Origin of the sequence: Pseudomonas sp. B21128 (genome assembly GCF_044218865.1) — a bacterium.
In the GTDB taxonomy this organism is placed as follows: domain Bacteria; phylum Pseudomonadota; class Gammaproteobacteria; order Pseudomonadales; family Pseudomonadaceae; genus Aquipseudomonas; species Aquipseudomonas iridis.
In genome coordinates this window covers 3,912,927-3,931,783 of the sequence record NZ_CP162590.1, presented here as the reverse complement: position 1 = coordinate 3,931,783, position 18,857 = coordinate 3,912,927, and the positions used below count along the sequence as shown (strand labels likewise).

The 18,857-nt window shown below is 60.6% G+C and carries 15 protein-coding genes and 2 riboswitches; of the genes, 5 read left to right on the top strand and 10 right to left on the bottom strand.

The window, feature by feature from the left end; genetic code table 11:
* Positions 1-7: 7 nt before the first annotated feature.
* Complete coding sequence (locus AB4P91_RS17550; protein WP_395603309.1) at positions 8-670, bottom strand: amino acid ABC transporter permease; 663 nt, start codon at positions 668-670, stop codon at positions 8-10.
* 51 nt (positions 671-721) lie between these two features.
* Complete coding sequence (locus tag AB4P91_RS17545; RefSeq protein ID WP_395603308.1) at positions 722-1,570, bottom strand: transporter substrate-binding domain-containing protein; 849 nt, start codon at positions 1,568-1,570, stop codon at positions 722-724.
* 353 nt (positions 1,571-1,923) lie between these two features.
* On the opposite strand from AB4P91_RS17545, the gene AB4P91_RS17540 reads away from it, so the two are divergent.
* Complete coding sequence (locus tag AB4P91_RS17540; RefSeq protein WP_395603307.1) at positions 1,924-2,343, top strand: thioredoxin family protein; 420 nt, start codon at positions 1,924-1,926, stop codon at positions 2,341-2,343.
* 142 nt (positions 2,344-2,485) lie between these two features.
* On the opposite strand, the gene AB4P91_RS17535 is transcribed toward AB4P91_RS17540, so the two are convergent.
* The 5 genes from AB4P91_RS17535 to cobW all read right to left on the bottom strand — a co-directional run bounded on the left by AB4P91_RS17535 (position 2,486) and on the right by cobW (position 11,203).
* Positions 2,486-4,045: a TerC family protein gene (locus AB4P91_RS17535; protein WP_150592058.1), complete on the bottom strand. Its 1,560-nt coding sequence runs from the start codon at positions 4,043-4,045 to the stop codon at positions 2,486-2,488.
* Between the two features lie 405 nt (positions 4,046-4,450).
* Positions 4,451-5,113: a VWA domain-containing protein gene (locus AB4P91_RS17530; RefSeq protein ID WP_395604973.1), complete on the bottom strand. Its 663-nt coding sequence runs from the start codon at positions 5,111-5,113 to the stop codon at positions 4,451-4,453.
* A gap of 2 nt (positions 5,114-5,115) precedes the next feature.
* Positions 5,116-6,117, bottom strand: a complete 1,002-nt coding sequence (locus AB4P91_RS17525; RefSeq protein WP_150597887.1) for an ATP-binding protein — start codon at positions 6,115-6,117, stop codon at positions 5,116-5,118.
* A gap of 163 nt (positions 6,118-6,280) precedes the next feature.
* Entirely contained in the window at positions 6,281-10,129 is a 3,849-nt protein-coding gene (gene cobN / locus AB4P91_RS17520) for a cobaltochelatase subunit CobN (RefSeq protein ID WP_395603306.1), read from the bottom strand.
* 3 nt (positions 10,130-10,132) lie between these two features.
* The gene (gene cobW / locus AB4P91_RS17515) at positions 10,133-11,203 is read right to left on the bottom strand and encodes a cobalamin biosynthesis protein CobW (protein WP_047301522.1); all 1,071 of its coding nucleotides are present in this window, start codon (positions 11,201-11,203) and stop codon (positions 10,133-10,135) included.
* Positions 11,204-11,302: 99 nt separating this feature from the next.
* Positions 11,303-11,515: riboswitch (cobalamin riboswitch) on the bottom strand.
* 530 nt (positions 11,516-12,045) lie between these two features.
* Positions 12,046-12,268: riboswitch (cobalamin riboswitch) on the top strand.
* Positions 12,269-12,388: 120 nt separating this feature from the next.
* Between cobW and AB4P91_RS17510 the strand changes: the two genes are divergently transcribed.
* The 4 genes from AB4P91_RS17510 to cobM all read left to right on the top strand — a co-directional run bounded on the left by AB4P91_RS17510 (position 12,389) and on the right by cobM (position 14,535).
* On the top strand, positions 12,389-12,586 hold the full coding sequence (locus AB4P91_RS17510) for a CbtB domain-containing protein (protein ID WP_150592062.1): 198 nt from the start codon (positions 12,389-12,391) through the stop codon (positions 12,584-12,586).
* 11 nt (positions 12,587-12,597) lie between these two features.
* Positions 12,598-13,299: a CbtA family protein gene (locus AB4P91_RS17505; RefSeq protein WP_395603305.1), complete on the top strand. Its 702-nt coding sequence runs from the start codon at positions 12,598-12,600 to the stop codon at positions 13,297-13,299.
* Entirely contained in the window at positions 13,296-13,709 is a 414-nt protein-coding gene (locus tag AB4P91_RS17500; RefSeq protein ID WP_395603304.1) for a cobalamin biosynthesis protein, read from the top strand. Before AB4P91_RS17505 ends, AB4P91_RS17500 begins: the two co-directional genes overlap by 4 nt.
* 79 nt (positions 13,710-13,788) lie before the next feature.
* Positions 13,789-14,535, top strand: coding sequence for a precorrin-4 C(11)-methyltransferase (gene cobM / locus AB4P91_RS17495; RefSeq protein WP_210623380.1), 747 nt, complete (start codon positions 13,789-13,791; stop codon positions 14,533-14,535).
* A 154-nt stretch (positions 14,536-14,689) separates the two neighbouring features.
* Here cobM and nfuA read toward each other — a convergent pair whose 3' ends face one another.
* The 3 genes from nfuA to AB4P91_RS17480 form a co-directional block, all read right to left on the bottom strand.
* Positions 14,690-15,274, bottom strand: a complete 585-nt coding sequence (gene nfuA / locus AB4P91_RS17490) for a Fe-S biogenesis protein NfuA (RefSeq protein WP_042559410.1) — start codon at positions 15,272-15,274, stop codon at positions 14,690-14,692.
* 58 nt (positions 15,275-15,332) lie between these two features.
* Complete coding sequence (locus AB4P91_RS17485; protein ID WP_395603303.1) at positions 15,333-16,346, bottom strand: acyltransferase family protein; 1,014 nt, start codon at positions 16,344-16,346, stop codon at positions 15,333-15,335.
* A 181-nt stretch (positions 16,347-16,527) separates the two neighbouring features.
* Positions 16,528-18,810: a fatty acid cis/trans isomerase gene (locus AB4P91_RS17480; protein ID WP_150597893.1), complete on the bottom strand. Its 2,283-nt coding sequence runs from the start codon at positions 18,808-18,810 to the stop codon at positions 16,528-16,530.
* Between the last annotated feature and the right edge of the window lie 47 nt (positions 18,811-18,857).

Genomic DNA, 18,857 nt, shown 5'->3' with positions numbered 1-18,857 from the left:
CAGCCTCCTATCGGCGGATCGCCAGACGCTGCTCCAGATAACGCAGCAGCATGGCGATGAGGTAACAGGCCGCGACATACAACGCCGTGGTCACCAGCCAGGTTTCGATCACCCGGTAGCTTTCGACGTTGATCTTGCGCGCGTAATAAGTCAGCTCCGGCACCGCTATCGCGGCGGCCAGCGAGGTGTCCTTGAACAGCGAAATGAAGTTGTTCGACAGCGCCGGCAACACGTTGCGCAGCATCACCGGCACGGTGACGTAGGCTTTGACCTGCCATTCGCCGAGACCGATCGCCAACCCGGCTTCGCGCTGTCCTTTGGGGATGCTCAGCAAACCGCCCCGGAACACTTCGGTCAGGTAGGCGCCGGCATACAACGACAGCGTGATGATGAACGAGGGAATCTTGTCCAGCCGAACCCCAAGACTTGGCAACGCAAAGTAGATCAACAGAATCAACACCAGAATCGGCGTGTTACGGACCACCGTGACGTACACCGATGCCAGCACCCGCAAGGCGCGATGCCTGGACAGCAAGGCAAACGCCATCAGCAGGCCGATCACGCAGCCGATGGCGATCGACACCAGTGCCAACTGCAAGCCCAGACCGAGCCCCGCCAGCAAAGTGTCGAAATCGCGCCACACGGCGGCAAAGTTCAACTGATAGTTCATGGTCAGCAGTACCTTGAACGGGGCGATTGGGATCGCCCCGCTCTCACGGGATCATTTGAATTCGACTGGGAAACCGATCGCGGGCGACGGCAGGTCCACGCCGAACCATTGCTTGAATGAAGCGGCGTAAGTCGGGAACTCAACGCCGGTCATGGCTTCATGCAGCGCGGTGTTGACGAAGTTCAGCCAGTCCTGATCGCCGCGTTTGACCGCGCAGGCGTAGGTCTGTGGGCTCCACGCATAGGTCGGGCTGCGATAGCGGCCAGGGTTCTGCACCATCAGGTATTTGACCGAAGACTGGTCGGTGGCGGCGGCATCGGCGCGACCGGAGTTGACGGCCTGATACATCAGATCGACGCTGTCGTACTGATCAACCTTGGCTTTGGGCAGTGCCTGATGCACCAACTCTTCGGCGTAGACGTTTTGCAGAACGGCAACGGTGACGCCGTCCCCGCCGGCCTGCAGGTCTTCGATTTCCTTGTACTTGCTGTTGTTCGGCAGCAGCAGGCCGACCCCTTCGCGGTAATACGGCAGGGTGAACGCCACTTGCTGGGCACGGCTGGCGGTGACAGTGATGAACTGACAGCTCATGTCGACCTTGTCGGTCAGCAGGTTGGGAATCCGCGCATCGGACGACTGCACGACGAACTCGACCTTGCTCGGGTCGTTGAACAAACCCTTGGCCACAATCCGGGCGATGTCGATATCAAAACCCTGCAACTTGCCGTCCGCCCCCTGGAAATGCCACGGCGCATTGGTGCTGCCGGTGCCCACAATCAATTTTCCACGGGCCAGAACACTGTCGAGCTTGCCATCGGCGGCCTGGGCCAGGCCCATGGCAGCGGACGAAGCCGCGAGAACAAAAACACACGCTTTGAACAAGGAAGGTCGGCGATGCATGGCAAGCACTCCAGGAAGATGTTTATTCCGCTATACCGGAAGACGGTTTGTTACTACGGAATAGACAGCAGAAAGTGTGCCACAGGACTCGCGAAGAATCTGCCCGGGGTTTAAATGTTTTTGGAATCAACGGGATGCACATATCGCTGCATTCGGTACTGTTTGCGCCGCCGCTTCATGCTTGCTACCAATGACCCCACATGGCGGGTATCAGGGCCACATTTGAGTGCATAGTGATGAAATGAGGCCAGTTGCTCTGTGCTGCCTACCTGTCAACTCTGACAGTAGATGAAAGGTTCCAAGGGGATTACGGTTGCAGACAAGCACACTGTTGATTGGAAAAGGAAGTTTCCATGAACCCGACAACTCACCGTTCAGATTTGGCCCCCACGTACCGCAAAGCCCTGAAAACCTGGCGCCCGGTGATCCTGTATTTCGCCAGCGAACACTGCCCCGCCTGCGAATCGGCCGGGCCGGTGTTTCGCAAGATTGCCGCGCCGTATCGGCTGCGGGCGAATATCTACATGCTCAACACCCGTGAGTCGCCGCGCCATCCGCTGGTCACGGCTACGCCGACGGTGCTGTTCTATAAGCACGGCAGGCTGGTGAAAAAACTTTTGGGGATTGGTACAGAGGAAACGCTGGCGGCCGAGTTTGTCCGGCACATCGGCCGGGCCAGGTTACCGGCGGTGCCGCGCAAGCCGCGGCATGATTTGCATTGGCTTCGTCAGGCACTGCGCAACCTCTGTACCGTTGCCCGTGCACGAAGATGAGCGGGCCTGTGGCATCGCCATCGCGGGCAAACCCGCTCCCACAGAGTCTGGCGGTGCGCACAAATCTTGTGAACGACCGAAGTCCCTGTGGGAGCGGGCTTGCCCGCGATGAGTCCAGCGCAGCTAGTGTATTGCTGGAGGCTTACGCGACTTCCCGCACCAACAACACCCGCGTCACCCGCCGCTCCTCGACCGCTTTGACCGTCATCTGCCAGCCGGCATATTCCAGCCGATCACCCTTCATCGGCAACCGATCAAGCAAACTCATTACCAGCCCGGCCATGGTCTGATAATCCTCGGTGGGTTCGGCGCCGAAACCGGTGCGCTGACGCACACGCGTCAGGTTCAATGCGCCGCTGACAATGAACCCACCCTGCTCTTCGACCACGTCCGGGCCTTCGATTTCGCTGGCATCGGGCAACTCACCGGCAATCGATTCGAGGATGTCGGTCATGGTCAGCACGCCGACAAAATCGCCGAATTCATTGACCACGAATGCAATGTGCGTCGACGCCGCGCGCATCTGTTCCAGTGCGTTGAGGATCGAATAGCTGTCGAGCAGATTGATCGTCTTGCGCGCCAGGTGCTCCAGGTTCGGCTCGGTACCCGCCAGGTATTCCTTGAGCAATTCCTTCTTGTGCACGAAGCCCAGCGGTTCATCCACTGCGCCATCACGGATGAGCGGCAGGCGCGAGTAGGACGAGTGCATCAATCTGGTACGAATCGCCTCGGCATCGTCCGCCAGGTCGATACTGTCGACGTCGGCCCGCACGGTCATCAGTTGGCGGATCGGCCGCTCGGCCAGTTGCAGCACACCGCTGATCATCACTCGCTCGCGACGGTCGAACAGCTCGGCGCTTGGCGCATCACCGTTGTCCAGCAAATCGGAAATCTCTTCGCCGACTTCCTCCGCCGCCAGTGTGCGACCGCCCAGCAGACGCATGACTGCGTGGGCGGTGCGCTCACGAATCGGGCGCAGGCCCTGCATCGAGCGTTTGCGTCGAGCGCGGGCAATCTGGTTGAACACCTCGATCAGGATCGAGAAACCGATGGCCGCATACAAGTAGCCTTTCGGGATGTGGAAGCCCAGGCCTTCAGCGGTCAGGGCAAAACCGATCATCATCAAGAAACCCAGACACAGCATGATGACCGTCGGGTGCGCATTGACGAAGCGCGTCAGCGGCTTGCTCGCAACGATCATCAGGCCAATGGAGATGATCACTGCGATCATCATCACCGCCAGCTCATCGACCATGCCCACTGCAGTAATCACCGCGTCGAGGGAGAACACGGCGTCGAGCACGACAATTTGCGCAACGATCGGCCAGAACAGTGCGTACGCCGTGTTGCTCGTGCGCTCGCCGACATGACCTTCGAGCCGTTCGTGCAACTCCATGGTGGCCTTGAACAGCAGGAACACACCGCCAAACAGCATGATCAGGTCTCGACCGGAGAAGCTCTTGTCGAACACCTCGAACAGCGGCTGCGTGAGGGTGACCAGCCAGGAGATACTCGCCAACAAGCCCAGGCGCATGATCAATGCCAGCGACAGACCGATGATCCGCGCGCGGTCACGCTGGTGCGGCGGCAGTTTGTCCGCAAGAATTGCGATGAACACCAGGTTGTCGATACCCAGCACCAGTTCCAGCACGATCAAAGTCAACAAGCCTAACCAGGCCGTGGGATCCGCTAACCATTCCATAAAACGTCTCGATCTCTCTTCAGTAAATTCAGGCTGCCGGACACGGCAAAGCGCAACGCGAAGGCTCTGGGGCCGCGTTATCAACGATAGTCGTGTATCGGAAAACCGGATGCTGCGAATGCGTCAAGACTGCGCCAAGGCGCGAGGGGAACGTGCTTCGTATCTGAAGACTGGGAGGCTCCGAGAGGGTGTTCATGTAAATCCTGAATGAAAAAAGGCCTTGAAGCGTACAGCCTGAAGTGACTTTTCCTACAGCAGGAAATCATTTCAAAATCTGTAAGCCATCAGACATTTGTGGTTCCTGACGCCCCCCCTTCGCCGAGCAAGCTCGCTCCCACAGGAGAACGCATTCCAAAGGTGGGAGCGAGCTTGCTCGCGAAGAGGCCCTTTCAAAGAATGAAGATCTCAGGCCGGAATAAGGTCATCAATATGCCGATAATCCGCCTCCAGCGCCCCGGCCAGATCTTTCGCCCGTCCCAACCGGATCGGCCCACGCTCGATGTCGATCAACAGCCCCGGGCATTCCAGCACTGGCAAACCTGTCCACGCTTTCAAACGTCCATCCGTGACCACCAGCAAGCGCTGTTGCTCGGCGGGAAAGCGCTTGCGCCGGACCGTCAGCCATTGCTGCGCCTGCGACAATGCCGCGACTAACGGCGTACCGCCGCCCGCCCCCAAGCCATCGAGCCAGGTGCGCAAATCGCGGGATGCTTTCAAACCCTGCACCTGCCACTTCGGTGTCGCACCACTGGCGGTCAGCAATGCCAATCGCGCGCGCTGTCGATAGGCGTCATCGAACAGCTGCGCGAGCAGGCCTTTGGCATCGCTCAATGCCTGATGACGGCGCGTCGACGCCGAGGCATCGACGATCACCAGCCACAACTCATGGGGCGTGCGCGTGCGCAATTGGAACAGCAGGTCTTCACGACGTTGCGGACGCCCCTTGAGCAGCGTTCCCGGCCAATTCACTGAGCCACTGCGAGCCGCGTGACGCTTGCCCTGGCGTCCGTTGTCGAGCCGACCGGCACGGGGTCTGGCATTCGCCCCCGCGTCGGATCGGGGGCGAATGCCTAGGGCTTTTTTGGCCAGCTCGGGATTTCGCGACGGTTACCAGTGGCGAGCGCCGGGGCCGGCATGTCGCCCCACTGGCCCTGCCCTTCGCTCGGGTTCGCTGCAGCGTTTTCCGGGGATTGCGCCGGTTGTTGAGGGCTTGACGATGGCGGTTCACGACGACGATGACGCAAGGCAAATTCGGCCACGGCATCGATGTCCTCTTCGCCAATCGCCTCAGCTGCGCGCCATGCCGCGTGCGCACGCGCCGCACGCAGCCACACCAGATCGGCGCGCAAGCCATCGACGCCGGCGGCAAAACAGCGCTCGGTGATTTGCGCCAGTGCAGCATCGTCCAGAGGAATGCCGGCCAACGCGCTACGAGCGTTTTCACAGCGCTCGCGCAAACCTTGTTGGGCGCTTTCCCACTGCGTGCAGAACGCTTGCGGGTCGCTGTCGAAGTCGAGGCGTCGACGAATGATCTGCCCGCGCTCGGCCGGCGCGGTGTGGCCACTGAGCGCGACGTTCAGGCCAAAGCGATCGAGCAACTGCGGGCGCAACTCGCCCTCTTCCGGGTTCATCGTGCCGATCAGGACGAACTTCGCCGAGTGCCGATGGGAGATGCCATCACGCTCGACCACGTTGGTGCCGCTGGCCGCGACGTCGAGCAGAAGATCCACCAAGTGATCGGGCAGCAGATTGACTTCATCGACGTAGAGCACGCCGCCGTCAGCCTTGGCCAGCACGCCGGGGGAAAACTGCGCGCGACCCTCGCTGAGGGCGGCGTCGAGATCGAGCGTGCCGACCAGACGTTCTTCGGTGGCGCCCAGCGGCAAAGTGACGAACTGACCGCTGGCGAGCAGGTCCGCCAAGCCCCGGGCCAGGGTCGACTTGGCCATGCCGCGTGGGCCTTCGATCAGCACGCCACCGATTTTCGGGTCGATGGCGGTGAGGCACAGAGCGAGTTTGAGGTCATCGGCACCGACCACGGCGGAGAGTGGGAAATGCGGGGTGTCGGTCATCTTCAGTACTCGGTCATGGTCGGTGATCTGGCGAGGTTCTTTGGGGCTACCCTGATCCACTGTGGGAGCGAGCTTGCTCGCGAAGGCGTCCTGTCAGGCAGTATTTCTGCGGATGACACTCCGCATTCGCGAGCAAGCTCGCTCCCACAGGGAATGGCGTGCATCAAGTGTCTTCTTCTATATCCAGCAACAAATTCTCCAGCGCCTCTTTATACGCCCCCGGTTCCTGCCACATCCCGCGTTGCTGCGCTTCCAGCATGCGTTCGGTCATGTCCCGCAGTGCATGTGGATTATGCTCGCGGACAAAATCGCGAGTGGCCGGATCAAGCAGATAAGCGTCAGCCAGCAGTGCGTATTGATGATCATCGATCAACTGCGTGGTGGCATCGAATGCGAACAGGTTGTCGACCGTTGCCGCCAGTTCAAACGCACCCTTGTAGCCGTGACGCTTGACCCCGTCGATCCATTTCGGATTGGCCGCACGCGAGCGGATGACCCGATTCAGCTCTTCTTTCAAAGTGCGGATCTTCGGCAAGTCCGGCTGGCTATGATCGCCGTGATAACTGGCCGCCGCTTCACCGCGCAGGGTTTCCACGGCCGCGAGCATGCCGCCCTGGAACTGGTAATAGTCGTTGGAATCAAGCAAGTCGTGCTCGCGGTTGTCCTGATTCTGCAGCACCGCTTGCACCTGACTCAGGCGCTGGACGAACTGTTCGCGGGCAGCGGTGCCTTCATCGGCACCGCCATAGGCGTAAGCGCCCCAGTTCAGGTAAACCTCGGCCAGATCCTCGCGGCTCTGCCACAGACGACCGTCGATGGCGCCTTGCACACCGGCGCCATATGCACCGGGTTTGGCACCAAAGATTCGCCAACCGGCCTGGCGCCGCGCGGCCTCTTCATCCAGACCCGATTGCTGCAGAGCCACCCGTTCGGCGCGTACTTTGGCGGCAAGAGGGTTCAGATCGTCGGGTTCGTCCAGCGCCGCCACCGCTTGCACGGCGGCGTCGAACAAACGGATCAGATTGGCAAACGCATCGCGGAAGAATCCCGAGACCCGCAGCGTCACATCGACCCGCGGTCGGTCCAGAAGGCTCAGCGGGAGGATCTCGAAATCGTCGACTCGCTGGCTGCCCGTGGCCCACACCGGGCGCACGCCCATCAGCGCCATGGCCTGGGCGATGTCATCACCGCCGGTGCGCATCGTCGCCGTGCCCCATACCGACAGGCCGAGTTGGCGCAGATGGTCGCCGTGGTCCTGCAGGTGCCGCTCGAGAATCAGCGTGGCCGACTGGAACCCGATGCGCCACGCGGTGGTGGTCGGCAGGTTGCGCACGTCCACCGAGTAAAAGTTGCGCCCGGTGGGCAGTACGTCGAGACGGCCGCGACTCGGCGCACCGCTCGGGCCGGCCGGGACGAAACGCCCGCTGAGGGCATCGAGCAGGCCGCGCATTTCTGCCGGGCCGCAGGCGTCGAGGCGCGGGGCGACGACTTCGTGCAGGTTGTCGATGATGGCGCGGACTTCGGCCCAACCCGATTCCTGTGGGAGCGAGCTTGCTCGCGAAGGCGTCGTGTCAGGCATCGTATCGTTCACTGGTCCACCGCTTTCGCGAGCAAGCTCGCTCCCACAGGAACCGTGCAAGTTTTCGCAGATCAGCTCGGCGGCGAACAGTTCGAGGCGTTCGCGGGTGTCGCCGGCGGTGCGCCAGGCCTCATCGGTCACGGTTTGCAGTTCGACGGGACGCGGGCCGACCCACGGCTCAGCCAGCGCACAATCCAACGGGTCAAAGCCCAGTTCAAACGCCTTGGCCAGCGCCCGCAACAGGCTCGACTGCGCCCCTTTGCCATCGCCGCGCGGAATGCGCAGCAATGCCAACAAGGTATCGATACGCAAACGCCCAGAGGGTGATTCGCCAAAAATGTGCAAGCCATCGCGGATCTGCGACTCCTTCAAGTCACATAAATACGTGTCGAGACGCGGCAGCCAGATCGCGGCATCGGCATCGCTGTCCATGGCGGCATCCAGTTGCAATTCGCGGTCGATCTGCGTGTCGCGCACCAACTGCAAAATATCGCGCTGCAATTCGCGGGCGCGGCGTGGATCGAGCAGCTGCGCTTCGTAATATTCGTCGGCCAACAGCTCCAGATTACGCAGCGGGCCATAGGTTTCGGCGCGGGTCAGCGGCGGCATCAGGTGATCGATGATCACCGCTTGCGTGCGCCGTTTGGCCTGGGCGCCCTCGCCCGGATCGTTGACGATAAACGGATAGATGTTCGGCAATGGCCCAAGCAACGCGTCAGGCCAGCAGTTTTCCGAAAGGCCGACACCCTTGCCCGGCAGCCATTCAAGGTTGCCGTGTTTGCCGACATGGATCACGCCGTGGGCGCCATAGGTGTTGCGCAGCCAGAAATAGAACGCCAGATAACCGTGCGGCGGCACCAGATCCGGGTCGTGGTACACCGCGCTCGGATCGACCTGATAACCGCGCGCCGGCTGGATACCGACGAACGTCAGGCCAAAGCGCAACCCGGCGATCATCAAGCGCCCTTCGCGGCACATCGGATCGTTTTGTGGCGGGCCCCAACGCTCGGTCACTGCCGCGCGATTGGCCTCGGGCAGTGCGTTGAACATCGCCAGGTAATCGTCCATCGCCAGACTTTGCTGGCACGGGCGCAAATCGATGGTGTCAAGATCATTGCTGACGCCACCGAGCAATTGCTGGATCAACGCGGTGCCGCTGTCCGGCAACTCGGCCGTCACCGGATAACCCTCGGCCTGCAACGCCCGCAAGATATTCAGCGCTGCCGCCGGCGTGTCGAGGCCGACACCATTGCCGATGCGCCCGTCGCGAGTCGGGTAGTTGGCGAGAATCAGCGCAATGCGTTTCTCGACATTCGGCACCCGCGCCAGATCGATCCAGCGTCGTGCCAGTTCAGCGACAAAATCCATGCGTTCGGGTTGCGCCCGATAGCAGACCACGTCGGACTGACTGCGCTCGCTGCGCCAGGCCAGATCCTTGAAGCTGATCGGGCGGCTGATGATGCGTCCGTCGAGTTCCGGCAAGGCGATGTGCATCGCCAGATCCCGCGGGCCGAGGCCCTGCTCGCTGTCGCGCCAACCGGGTTCGTTGTCCTGAGCGCAGATCGCCTGAATCACCGGGATGTTGCGGCGAAACGGCCGCAAATGCGGCGCTTCGGGACTCGACTGAGCAAAACCGGTGGTGTTGAGAATCACCCCCGCCTCGACTTCATCCAGCCAATCCTCGACCACCGACAGACAGCCGGGCTCTTTCAGACTCGCCACCGCAATCGGCAAAGGGTTCAGCCCCGCCGCTTGCAAGCGCTGGCAGAAAACATCGATGAACGCGGTGTTTGCCGCCTGCAAATGCGAGCGGTAAAACAGCACCGCCGCGACCGGTTGATCGGGCCGCCAATCGGCCTGCCAGTCACTCAGTGCGGCGCTGATTTTTTGTGGATGGTAAATCGCCGTGCGAGGCAGGGATTGGGGTTCGCCCCACGGGTAATCGCGGGCGAGCCAACGGCTGGCCAGGCAGTGAAAGAAATCCACTGCGTTGCCCATGCCGCCCTGTCGCAGGAACTGCCAGAGCCGGTCTCGATCCTCGGCGTTGACGGTGCTCAGGTCACTGAGCTCCGGATCGGGACGATCATCACCCGGCACCAGAATCACCTGCACGCCGCGCTCGGACAACTCGATCAAACGCTCGATGCCGTAACGCCAATAGGCAATACCGCCGTGCAGCGAGATCAGAATGACTTTGGCGTGGCGCAGCACCTCATCGACATAGAGATCAACCGAAGCGTGATTCTGCACCTGCATGGGATTGGCCAGGCGCAGGCTCGGATAATCCTCGGGCAATTGCTGCGCAGCTTCGGCGAGCAGCGCCAGGCTGGAATCGCCGCTGCACAGGATCACCAGGTCGGCGGGGGTTTGCCCGAGGTCGGCGATGTTGTCATCCGAGACGAAACCGCCGGGCTGGGTCCTGAGCAGGTGCATGGGTTAAACGCTGAGCGCAGCGCGCAGTTGCGCTTCGAGTTGCGCGGCGTCGAGTTCCTGACCGATCAACACCAGACGCGTGACGCGCGCTTCATCGGCGCCCCACTGACGGTCGAAATGCTTGTCGAAACGTGTGCCCACGCCCTGAATCAGCAAGCGCATCGGCTTGTTCGGGATCGCCGCAAAGCCCTTCACACGCAGAATGCCGTGCTTGACCACCAGTTGCGTCAGCGCGTCGAGCAACAGGCTTTCGTCGGCTTGCGGCAGTTCGATGGAGATCGAATCGAAGGCGTCGTGATCGTGGTCATCATGGTCGTCATCACCGTCGTGGTGATGGTCGTGATGGCTATGACGGCTGTCGATGTGTTCTTCGGAACCGGCGCCGAGGCCGATCAGCACGTCCAGCGGCACGCGGCCACTGCTGGCTTCGATGATCTTCACCGCTGGCGGCAATTCTTCGGCGACTTCCAGGCGTACGCGCGCCAGGTCTTCAGGGCTGATCAGGTCGGATTTGTTGAGGATGACGAGGTCGGCGCTGGCCAGTTGGTCGGCGAACAATTCGTGCAGCGGCGATTCGTGATCCAGGTTCGGGTCGAGTTTGCGCTGGGCATCGACTTGATCCGGAAACGCGGCGAAGGTGCCAGCGGCCACGGCCGGGCTGTCGACCACGGTGATCACCGCGTCAACCGTGCAGGCGCTGCGGATTTCCGGCCACTGGAAGGCTTGCACCAACGGTTTTGGCAGGGCCAGGCCGGAGGTTTCGATGAGGATGTGATCAAGGTCACCGCGACGGGCAACCAGCTCGCGCATTACTGGAAAGAACTCTTCCTGCACAGTGCAGCACAGGCAGCCGTTGGCCAGTTCATAGACGCGGCCGGTGGCTTCTTCTTCGGTGCAACCGATGGTGCATTGCTTGAGGATTTCACCGTCGATGCCCAACTCGCCAAACTCGTTGACGATCACCGCAATACGGCGGCCCTGCGCGTTGTCGAGCATGTGCCGCAGCAGCGTGGTTTTGCCCGAGCCGAGGAAGCCGGTGACGATGGTGACAGGGAGCTTGGCCAGTGTTTTCATCGGTATGCCCTTTGGCAAAGTGGCGGGCATACGGGACGAGAACCGGCACCGCGCGTGCGTGCCTGGAGAGTTCGCCACCGGATCACCCCGCCCGGTTGAATTGAGAATCTGTGACGAGGCAGGTCTCCTGGCTGACGGTGTTCAGGCGCTGGGCCTGGCATTCACTGCGCCTTCCCGCGGGCTCTGTGGATTGAGCTTGCAGTGGCGTGGCAGCGAATATCACCGTTCACAGTTGCGGGGGCAGCCGCGGCATTGACCGCGTTCCCTTCTTAGCTTCGGCAATGCCGAAGAACCTCGAAGGCGCAAGGCTACGCATGGTGCAGTGGTGGGTCAATGTTTGGATACGGGGCATCCGTTGCTGTGGGTGCTGCCGCTGGCGGTTTCGCTCTTACAGCGAGTCCCTTTTTCAAACGCCAAAAAGAAACCACAAGGTTTTGCCGGCATGACTCACCCACATAGGTAACAAAACAGTTCAAGCACATAGGTAACAGTTTTTAACTGGCACGCTCCTCCCCCACTCAACACAATGAGCGTTAGCTCGAGTGCAGCTTTTGATCTTGATCCACGGACGACGTCGGGAGGCTGAGTGGAGGGATTCATCCGGGGAGTACATCGAAAGGAGGTGCAGCGAAGCAAACCGGAATCGTTGCCCCGGATGGATTCCGGAGCGAAGGAACCCCGAGCTTTAGCGAGCGGGCCGGACGTTGGAGCAAGCGTTTTTGGTTACTTTTGAGGCGTTTTTCAAAAGTGACCCGCCGTAAGGGCGGAACCGTAATCAGCCACACCCGCAGCAACGGATAAGCCCCCAAAGCAAATTGACTAAAAACCCCACACCATGCTCTCCTACACAACTTGTTACGGGTGCCCTTCACGGGGTGAAACGGGAAACCGGTGAATCATGTGCTTTACTCAGAGCCATGTCAGTCCGGTGCTGCCCCCGCAACGGTAAGCGAGCGAAGCGTCAGATCCACTGTGCCCTTGCGGCATGGGAAGGTGACGCTTGCAGGTCGGCCCGACGCCAACCCCTCGTGAGCCCGGAGACCGGCCCGCAACACACAGTGCGCACCTGCGTCGCTGAACATAACAAACCCGCGGTGGGCGGGCGCTGTTTGAACCTCTGCGTGCCCGCGCCGCAGGGGGTTTCATGCGCTCTGTTCACCTGCTGACATTCCAGAGGGAAGCGCCATGTCAATCGTCACCAGCACCGGCAGCAACACGGACAAAATCTCCAGCACCACCACCCTGAGCCAGCGCCTGACCGCCGCCATCTTCGCGTCGATTCTGGGGGCAGGCCTCGTCTATTTCGCGGGCTTCTCGCACATCGAAGCCGTGCACAACGCGGCTCACGATACCCGCCATAGCGCCGCGTTCCCGTGCCACTGAGACCTGCCGACATGATCAAGCGAATTGCGCAAACCGCGGGCTTCACCGGTCTGCTGGCCGCCCTGCTGCTCACGCTGCTGCAAAGTTTCTGGGTGTCACCGCTGATTCTTCAAGCCGAAACCTATGAAAAATCCGAACCTGTTGCCGCCGTTCACGAACACGTCGCCGGCACCGCCGCGCACACCCATGATACCGAAGCCTGGGAACCGGAAGACGGCTGGCAGCGGGTGGTCTCGACCACGGGTGGCAATCTGGTGGTGGCCGTGGGTTTTGCCCTGATGCTGGCCGGCCTCTACACCCTGCGCGCGCCGACCAAAACCTCGCAAGGCCTGCTGTGGGGTCTGGCCGGTTACGCGACGTTCGTCCTCGCACCAACCCTGGGCTTGCCGCCTGAACTGCCGGGTACTGCCGCGGCGGATCTGGCTTCGCGGCAGTTGTGGTGGATCAGCACCGCCGCTTCAACCGCTGCCGGTCTGGCGTTGATTGCGTTCAGCCGTCATTGGCTGATGAAAATCCTCGGTGTAGCCATCCTCGCTGTACCGCACGTGATCGGCGCGCCGCAACCGGAGGTGCATTCGATGCTCGCTCCGGAAGCACTGGAAGCGCAGTTCAAAATCGCCTCGCAATTGACCAACGTCGCGTTCTGGCTGGCCTTGGGCTTGATCAGCGCCTGGTTGTTCCGCCGCAAGATCGATGGTCAATACCACGCATGACAACTGACAGCGCAGCGCCGACTTTCGTGGTCGGTCTGGGCTGCCAGCGCGGCTGCCCTGCGAGCACGCTGCGCGCGTTACTCGATCAAGCCTTGCAAGCCAACCGCATCGAACTGCATGCCGTGAAGGCTTTGGCCAGCATCGACTTGAAGCGCGATGAGCCCGGCCTGCAGGAACTCGCGAATCAGCTGGCCCTGCCGCTGCTGTACTTCAGCTGTGAGGAATTGGCCAGTTATGAACCGCAACTCAGCCACCATTCGCAGATTGCCTTCGAACGCACCGGTTGTTATGGCGTAGCCGAAAGCGCCGCACTGGCACTCGCCGAACAGCTGATTCAGGCACCGGCAAAGCTGCTGATTTCCCGACAAAAATACGCACAGGCAACGCTGGCATTGGCCGGCGCCGCGTAAATTCCCGATAATCCCCGCCATCAATCATGAGCAATCTTCATCTGAAGCGTTGCCGCGCCTATTTCCCAAGGATTCAACGATGACCGTTTACTTCATCGGCGCCGGCCCAGGCGACCCGGAATTGATCACAGTCAAAGGCCAGCGGCTGATACGCAGTTGCCCGGTGATCATCTACGCAGGTTCGCTGGTACCGGCGGCGGTGCTCGACGGTCATCAGGCACAGACACTGGTCAATAGCGCTGAATTGCATCTGGAGCAGATCATCGATCTGATCAAAACCGCCCATGCCCAAGGTCAGGATGTGGCGCGGGTGCATTCCGGAGATCCGAGTCTCTACGGCGCGATTGGCGAGCAGATCCGCTATCTGCGTGAACTGAATATCCCGTTTGAAATCATCCCCGGAGTGACAGCGACCGCGGCATGCGCGGCGTTGCTGGGCGCAGAACTCACGCTGCCTGACGTATCGCAAAGCGTGATCCTGACCCGCTATGCCGACAAGACGGCAATGCCCGCCGGCGAAGAGTTGGGCAGTCTGGCGCAGCATGGCGCGACGATGGCGATTCATCTGGGGGTCAATCACCTGGAAAAGATCCTGACTGAACTGCTGCCGCATTACGGCGCCGACTGCCCGATCGCGGTGATTCACCGAGCGACCTGGCCGGATCAGGACTGGGTGGTGGGGACGCTGGCGGATATCGCCGAGAAGGTTGCCGCCAAAGGCTTTCGCCGCACAGCGCTGATTCTGGTTGGGCGGGTGCTGGGAAGTGAGGTGTTCAGCGAGTCATCGCTGTATCGCGCCGGGCATGCGCATCTGTATCGCCCATGACGGCCCCTTCGCGAGCAAGCTCACTCCCACAGGGTTGGTGAACGACATGGTTTCACTGTGTGCGCGTGCCTGCTCGCGAAGGCGTCCTGGAATTTCACACAAAAAAAACGGCACTCACGGGTGCCGTTTTTTATGCTCGCAGTGAACACCTGACTTAGTAGTAGGCGTTTTCTTTCTGCGTGTGGTCAGTCACGTCGCGAACACCTTTGAGCTCAGGAATACGCTCAAGCAAGGTGCGCTCGATGCCTTCCTTCAGGGTCACGTCTGCCTGGCCACAGCCTTGGCAACCACCACCGAACTGCAAAACAGCGATGCCGTCTTCAACCACATCAATCAGGCTGACCTGACCGCCGTGGCTGGCCAGCCCCGGATTGATTTCGGTTTGCAGGTAATAGTTGATGCGCTCGTTGACCGGGCTTTCGGCATTGACCATCGGTACTTTGGCGTTTGGCGCCTTGATGGTCAGCTGGCCGCCCATGCGGTCAGTGGCGTAATCAACAACGGCGTCATCGAGAAACGCTTCGCTGAACGAATCGATATAAGCGGTGAAGCTTTTCAGCCCCAGCGCGGTGTCTTCAGGTTTTTCTTCGCCCGGCTTGCAGTAGGCAATGCACGTTTCGGCGTACTGGGTGCCAGGCTGGGTGATGAAGACGCGGATGCCGATGCCCGGGGTGTTCTGCTTGGACAGCAGATCGGCCAGGTAATCGTGGGCGGCGTCAGTAATGGTAATAGCGGTCATGGAAACTCCTCGCAGGCTTGTGGCGGAGTTTACGCCAATCATTGCGCCGGACAAAGTCCTAGTATTTTTGTCGGGAATGATTCTCGACGGAACGGTCATCTATTTGCGCCTTGAGCCAACGATAGCTGCGTTTTTCCACCCATTCGTAGCTCAGCCACGAGCCCGCGCCAATGGCCAGCACACATGCGATAAACATCAGATACGGGTTGATGGCGTATCGTTGAGCGATGAATCCACCTGCAGACAGCACCAGCACGTGCATCAAATACACCGAATATGAACAATCCCCGAGCAGCTTGAGCGCCTTGTTGCGCTCGACGTAGCGCTCCAGCGCGATGCACGCCGTGACCAGCACCGCGCTCGGCACGCCCCAGTTCAGCAGTCTCGGTCCCGGAGCCAGATGATAAATCGCTGCCAATGCACCAACGATGCCCAACAGCGGCAGCCATAACCCCGCCCCTATCAGCCCTCGGCGGTAGAGCACGCCGATGCCGATCCCCAGCAAAAATTCATAGACGATGTCTGCCCGGTAAAACTCGTTGAGCAAGCCGAACGCCTGGCAAGCGGCAAACAACAGCGTCGCGACCACCAGCAGGCGCACCTGCCAGCGAAACACCAGCGCGCAGGCAAACAGCACGTAGAACAGCATTTCGTAATTGAGTGTCCAGCCGACATTCAGCGTCGGGTAGATGCCGTAACCACCAGGGTTTTGCGTCGGGATAAACAGTAACGATGACAGTAGATGACGCCATTCCAGCGTCTGATCCGGCAACAACGGATGGGCGAACACCACCAGCAGCGCCATCAATAGCGTATACAGCCAGTACGCCGGGACGATGCGAAACAGCCGATACAGAAGGAATTTTCCGGGTCGCAGATCCTTGTCTCCGGTGGACAGGAAAATGACCAGACCGCTGATGACAAAGAAAATGTCGACCCCCACCGCGCCCTTGTCGATGAACAACTGGCCAATCGGCCCGCGCGCCTGGAAGCCGAAAAAAATCTGCATGAAGTGATGGCAGACCACTGTCCACGCGGCAAGCGCCCGCAAGGCCTGCACTGAAATCAACATCGATCACTCCTGTCCAACCCCTCAAACCACCGCGAAGCCCTTGGGAGTGGACTGGCTCGCGATAATGAAAGGTCAGGCACCAGCAATGCTCAAGGGGCCGGGGCAATCGCGAGCAGGCTCAGTTTCACAGGGGTTTTGCGATGCTGCTTGAAAACTGGGACAGCAGGTATCACTCAAATGATCAAAGATTCTCGTAGCGGTTCATGTCCAGTACGCCCTCTTCCACCGGCTCGGTTTCGTGGATGTACTGACTTAAATCGTGGAAATAGAACCAGAATTGCGGATGACTGCGACGAATACCCCAGCGTTCGACGATTTTTTCGAAACGGTTGGCATCCTTGGCATTCTCCATCGCATCGACGAAGGCCGGCACCTGATCAGCGGGAATGTTGAAGATAAAGTTCGGATAACTGCTGAGCACGCCCGGATAGAGGGTCAGCGTATCCAGCCCCGGCTGATAGCGCAGGGATTCACCCAGCAGAAACGCCACATTACTGTGCGCGCGGTTGCGCATCAGGCTGTAAGCCTCGCGTTTACCGCTGGCCGTTTCGATACGCAGCATGGTCGCTTCCGGCAATTGGTCGATGACCTTCAAACCGGCCGCCGGGCGTGATGTCAGACGGCTCAGCGCCTGCTCGGCATTTTGCAACGCCGGGTCGATATTCGGCCGCGAGCAATAAGCGCCGGCGCAACGGTTGATCGGGTCTGGGCGCGCATTGAGATCGCCGTAGCGCGTGAGCAACTGCATGGCGAAGTCGTGTTTCGGGTCCTTCTCATCGAGTTTCAACGCGGTCGGCGTGTCGTCGTCGATGGCTTCGTAATCGAGCCACATCTTGAACTGGCCACCGCTCTGGTACCAATCGTTGAGATAGTCCTCACGGGAGTCGGCCGGCATCAGGCGCAGGAAGTTCTGCTCGGCACCGTTGCGGATCAGGTCGAAATACAAGCGGGTTTGCGCCTGATGCGAGACATTGCCGAAGACATCGAAGTTGACCGCCAACTGGTAATAGGTGCGTTCCAGCAGCGGGTAGTCGAACAGCCACATCGTTTGCGGCACTTCACCAATCAGGCCTTTGTTCACCGAGGCACTGTCAAAGTGGCGGAAGATGCTCAGCAACGCGTTGTCGTTGCCCGCCCACAGGGTCGACCAGCTCGGCGCCGGCAAGTCGGCGTAACTGTCGCGACGCAGCGCCTCGTATTCATTACGTTTGTCGCGGTAGTTGCGCCACAGGCTCAGCACACTGCCGACATCGTCGTTCTGCCCGGGCATGGCCAGCAACGGTGTGGCCTGGCCGCGATAGTTGGGGTCGGTGATGTACAGGTCATGTTCCGGCGCCTGGAACAGTGCCCAGAAGTTGTCGCGAATCACGTCGGTCGCGATCTGCCCCCGACACACCGGGCCGCGAATAAACGTGCGGACGAAATATTCAGCGTTATCGAGCATGAACTGATAGCGCGCCTGCGCCGGAATCGCCTCGAACGTGACGAACGGATTCGCCCGGCTCTGCGGGCCGTAACCCGGCAGCGCGTTGACCTGCCAGTTGCCGCTATAGAACAGGCTTTTGACCCGCGCCATCTTTGCCGCGCTCAGCGGATAGGTGATGTGGGTCTTGTGTACGATCACGCCCTGTACCGGCCACAAGCGGTAATACACCCGCGTGCCGGGATCGTCATTGGGACGGCGGGTGGCGATCAGGTCGATCGGCTGACCGGGCGGCGTACGCGAGCGCACCCACTGAAAAAAGTGCCCGGGCTCGCCGCCCGTGAAGTAGATGTGGGCCAGATACAAGTGCTCGAACAACCAGCGGCCGACCAGACTTTCCCGTGCACCGGGCAGGTTGAGCAGATTCTCCCACTGCACAATCTGCATCGCTTCCTGGGCACTCGGCGCCAGGCCTTGTTCGTCGATTGGCGCACCGGCGGCCAGCCAGCGCTGCAAGGTCTGGTATTGCTGATCGGTCAGGCCAGTGACGGCCAGCGGCATGCCTTCTTTCGGGTGAGCCCCTGCATAGCCGTCAAATTCGGCGGGCATCGCGCACATGTTCGGGCGGTTGAGACCCAGGACTATGTTTTCCGGCAGTCTGGCGTTGGGCTCAAGCGGGGTCTTGTGCCCCAGCTCCAGCATGCGCGCCATCAGCGCAGCCTGACTGCCCTGGGCGTCGAGTACCGAGTAAAAGCCTTTCTGCTGCCAGGCGCGTTGGCCGAAAGCGTCGTAGAACAATCTTGTGGTCGGCGCCGCCTGACTGCGCTCGCCGTCGTAGACCGGCATTTTGCTCGCGCCACGGCCGGCGCCCTCGCCACTGCCCAGGTTGAGCTGGCAGGCAGAGTCGTAGCACGCATGGCAGGCCACGCACTTCTCGGTGAAGATCGGCTGGATGTCGCGGCTGTATGAAATTGAGGGATCCTGCGCAGCGGCGCCCCAGCTTATAAACAGCAAGAAAATGCTGATGACGCGGTATGGCATGCCCGGAACCCCGATCCTGAAGAAAAACGCTGCGATTCTACAGTTCT

Bases quoted from the DNA above. Each gene is read 5' to 3' on its own strand.
- AB4P91_RS17550 (WP_395603309.1), bottom strand. From the start codon at position 670: ATGAACTATCAGTTGAACTTTGCCGCCGTGTGGCGCGATTTCGACACT.
- AB4P91_RS17545 (WP_395603308.1), bottom strand. From the start codon at position 1,570: ATGCATCGCCGACCTTCCTTGTTCAAAGCGTGTGTTTTTGTTCTCGCG.
- AB4P91_RS17540 (WP_395603307.1), top strand. From the start codon at position 1,924: ATGAACCCGACAACTCACCGTTCAGATTTGGCCCCCACGTACCGCAAA.
- AB4P91_RS17535 (WP_150592058.1), bottom strand. From the start codon at position 4,045: ATGGAATGGTTAGCGGATCCCACGGCCTGGTTAGGCTTGTTGACTTTG.
- AB4P91_RS17525 (WP_150597887.1), bottom strand. From the start codon at position 6,117: ATGACCGACACCCCGCATTTCCCACTCTCCGCCGTGGTCGGTGCCGAT.
- cobN (WP_395603306.1), bottom strand. From the start codon at position 10,129: ATGCACCTGCTCAGGACCCAGCCCGGCGGTTTCGTCTCGGATGACAAC.
- cobW (WP_047301522.1), bottom strand. From the start codon at position 11,203: ATGAAAACACTGGCCAAGCTCCCTGTCACCATCGTCACCGGCTTCCTC.
- AB4P91_RS17510 (WP_150592062.1), top strand. From the start codon at position 12,389: ATGTCAATCGTCACCAGCACCGGCAGCAACACGGACAAAATCTCCAGC.
- AB4P91_RS17505 (WP_395603305.1), top strand. From the start codon at position 12,598: ATGATCAAGCGAATTGCGCAAACCGCGGGCTTCACCGGTCTGCTGGCC.
- AB4P91_RS17500 (WP_395603304.1), top strand. From the start codon at position 13,296: ATGACAACTGACAGCGCAGCGCCGACTTTCGTGGTCGGTCTGGGCTGC.
- cobM (WP_210623380.1), top strand. From the start codon at position 13,789: ATGACCGTTTACTTCATCGGCGCCGGCCCAGGCGACCCGGAATTGATC.
- nfuA (WP_042559410.1), bottom strand. From the start codon at position 15,274: ATGACCGCTATTACCATTACTGACGCCGCCCACGATTACCTGGCCGAT.
- AB4P91_RS17485 (WP_395603303.1), bottom strand. From the start codon at position 16,346: ATGTTGATTTCAGTGCAGGCCTTGCGGGCGCTTGCCGCGTGGACAGTG.
- AB4P91_RS17480 (WP_150597893.1), bottom strand. From the start codon at position 18,810: ATGCCATACCGCGTCATCAGCATTTTCTTGCTGTTTATAAGCTGGGGC.